This is a genomic window from Arthrobacter castelli DSM 16402 (assembly GCF_000430705.1).
Taxonomy (GTDB): domain Bacteria; phylum Actinomycetota; class Actinomycetes; order Actinomycetales; family Micrococcaceae; genus Arthrobacter_C; species Arthrobacter_C castelli.
Window position 1 is genome coordinate 1 of sequence record NZ_AUMN01000044.1, and the last position, 3,213, is coordinate 3,213.

The following is a 3,213-nucleotide window of genomic DNA, read 5'->3' on the forward strand; positions in this document are numbered from 1 at the left end:
AGATGATCCGGGCCAAAAATCCGGCGGTCAGGCCGATCACCAGGTTGACCACACCGATGCTGACGGTCAGCAGGGCGGTGTAAATGCCGATCATCGCCACGCACAGGGCGATGTTCAGCGCTGATCTGACGAACGCTGTCGCGGCGGTGACGCCTGGGCCGAGAGCGATGATGCCGTTGATGATGGCCCCAAGGACGCTGAGTAGCGCCAGCACGGTGTCTTTGAGGATGAAGAATGTGAATACGGCCAGGATGGCCAGCACGCCGGCCGATGAGAGCCAGAACATCATCAACGCGCCGAGCGCGACCCAGGAGTCGGTTTCGTTGGCTGCTTTGGCGTCCGGGTCGCAGTCTGTCACTGCCTGTCGGATTGCCTCATCGTCGCCGGTCGATTTTGCTGTGTCATCGAAAACGTCCAGGCATTGGGCGCTGACGTTGGAGCCGAAGGAGATGGCCAGGGCGGGGGTGCGCAGAAGCAGGTCCACCAGCGGCCCCGAGACCGGGTTCGTGTCCGGGTCTTCGGGGATCTTACCGTCTTCGCTGACCAGCCCGGAGCCGAGTTGAGACCCGTAGCTGCTCGACGTGGCGAACGGGTCATCACTACCGGCGGTGAGCGCACTGATGGGGGCGACGAAAAACACCGCGAGGATGGCGAAGATCGTGGAGGCCTTGACCAGTTGGATGACCCCGGAGGCGTACCGGCCGGTGGCGGCGGCGATGGCGATGGAGACGCCGGTGAGCATCAGCAACGTGGTGGGCAGCCCGACTTGGAAAGCGAAATCGTGCAGGGACGAGGCGACGAGGGTGAACGGGGCGGTGAGCCAATCGACCCACTCGAATCCGACGATGAAATCGACGCAGGCAATCAGCAGGAAGGCGCCGAACGCGTAAATCGTCCACAGAATCGCCAGGATCGCCGAACGGACCATCCGCGGCAGATGTGTCGCGTTGCCGTAGTCCAGTGGCAGTGACGAGTAAGATTCGATCGGCACGCCATGGGTGTCGGTGATGCCCAGCACCGGCATTAAGAAGGTTCGCATCGAGGCGTTCTGCCCGCCGTCGTCGGCGTAGGCCTGCTCGATCAGGATCAGGTGCGAACAGGTACACACCACGGCGAACAGCACTGCGGCTTTCAGCCATGGTCGTTGGTCGAGCAGCACCCACACCCTCAGGCTCAGGTCGGCGGCCGGTGAAGTCAGCGCCATCGCTTATCCCCTTTGTGCTGTGGCGGTTTCGCTGGTTTTTTTCGGTGGTGAGGTCAGCACCGCTGCGGCCATGGTCGGGTCCATGGGCACCTGGACTTTGATTTTGCCGATCCGGTTACGGTGGTCGCGGTAGAGGGCTTCACCGCGGCGTTCTTCGGGCACCCGGTCGTTCTCGTCCATCGGTGAGAGGTCTTTCATCACCAGGTCGCGCATCTGTTCGTCGGCCGCGTAGGCCGGATCGAGCCATCCCAGGTTGGACTTGACCAATCCTGCCCCGCGCGTGCGCATCACCACCCGTTGGGGAATCAAGTCACGCAGTGACTCGTCGCCGAATTCGGCCGAGTCGTGGCCGCCGAGCAGCTGACCGAACTTGTGTTTACGACCGATTTTGATGGCGTCTTTGATGATGTCGTGTCCTTCATCCGAGCCGGTCATCCGGTGGACCTCATCGACAATGAACAGCACTTCCTGGGAATCGTCGGCGGTGCCGATTTTGAATCCGACTTCGGCCAGGTACGCATATGCGGCCCGGCCGACAATCTTGTCCAGGCTCATGTCCTTGCGGGCCGACTCCGAGGCCATCTCATCCGGTGAGGGCAGCTTCAATCCGTGGGTGCAGAACACCAGCGCCGGCGTCTGAAGGTCCACCGGTTCCAGATCCGGGTTGAAAAACGCCTGACCGGCATCAATCTCCGCGTATACGGCCAATTTCCGGGCTATCGACCGGGCCAGTGCCCTGTAGTCGTCCTCATCGAACTCGCCGCTGGCCAGGTGCTCACGCAGCCCGGCCAGCGAGGTGATATCAAGCTCCTCATCCGATACCCGGCTCAACTCATGAAACAGCAGGGCGCCGGTATCCGAGGCTGCGCGTTCACCGAGCAGCACTGTGAGGAAGTTCAGGGCCACGCGGGTGCCGGTTTGGGTGGTGCCGAACACGCGCAGCGGGTCGGCGCTGACGGCCGGGTTGAGGAAATCGAGGACGGTGGCCTCGGTCAGTTGGCCGGACATCACCGCCCATTCGGTGTTGTCGGACGGGTCCACAATCACCAGCCGCGCGCCGCGGTTGTAGGAATGGACGGCGATTGTTTTCATCAGCACTGACTTGCCCGAGCCGAGTTCACCGGCCACGGCCAACGCCGCGGACACGTCCGCTTCGGCCAGATCGCCGATGGCCTGGAACACCGGCGAGCCGATACCGGTGGTGATGTTGGTGGCGATCCGGTATCCGGACCGTGAGCCCAGCTCGTCGGAGGCCAGCGGGATGCCCATGGCGAAGCACCGGCCGGAGGTTACTTGCAGGTAGTCCGAGCAGGTGCGCGAGCGGCGCACGCCCGGCCATCCGTCCCAAAACAGGTGTTCCTGGCCGCCGAAAGGCACATCAATAATCCATTCGGCCGGCGCGTACAGTTCCTGTACGGCTTCCATCTTCGACCGTGCGGTTTCAGCATCGGGCCCTGATGTGGTGAACACGGTGGTGGCGGCCACTTCGACGGCCTGTTCGGAGCCGGTCAGTTCTTCGTGGTATCCCGAGAGCTGTTCGGCGGTGCGGTCAAGTTCGCTGGACCCGCCGACGATGGAGCTGGACGTGGCCGACCGCTGATCATACTGCTCCTTCAAGTTCCGTTCGGCTTTCCGGTTGCGCGAGACCACCTTCGCCGCCGGTGTCACTTTGGCGTGGATCATGAAATCGACATCGAACGGCAGTGAGGTCACGGAGTTGACGAATTCGGCGCCGGGGAACACGAATCCGGCGTGCGGTGCGGCGCCAATCGCGCCATGGCACTGATACGACGGTGCGGTGGTGTCGTCCTGTTTGACCTTGACCACGCGGGTCGAAAACGCTTCCTGGCGGCTCAGCCCGTCTGTGTAGCAGCCTTCATCGACCAGCGGTTCCGGCAGGCCGGGCAGGTTCTGCCATCCCGCATCGACCGGGGCGCGGTGGGCGAGGTGGCCGGGCGATTCGGCCCCCCGCACGCATAGTTGTTTGAGAATCCACCGCAATGTGGCTT

2 protein-coding genes are annotated in these 3,213 nt (G+C 63.1%); both read right to left on the minus strand.

The window, feature by feature from the left end; translation table 11 throughout:
- Positions 1–1,204 (minus strand): hypothetical protein (locus H535_RS0121555; protein WP_026821173.1); only part of this gene is annotated, 1,204 nt, incomplete at its 3' end.
- Positions 1,205–1,207: 3 nt separating this feature from the next.
- Positions 1,208–3,213 (minus strand): ATP-binding protein (locus H535_RS0121560; protein WP_211236664.1); only part of this gene is annotated, 2,006 nt, incomplete at its 5' end.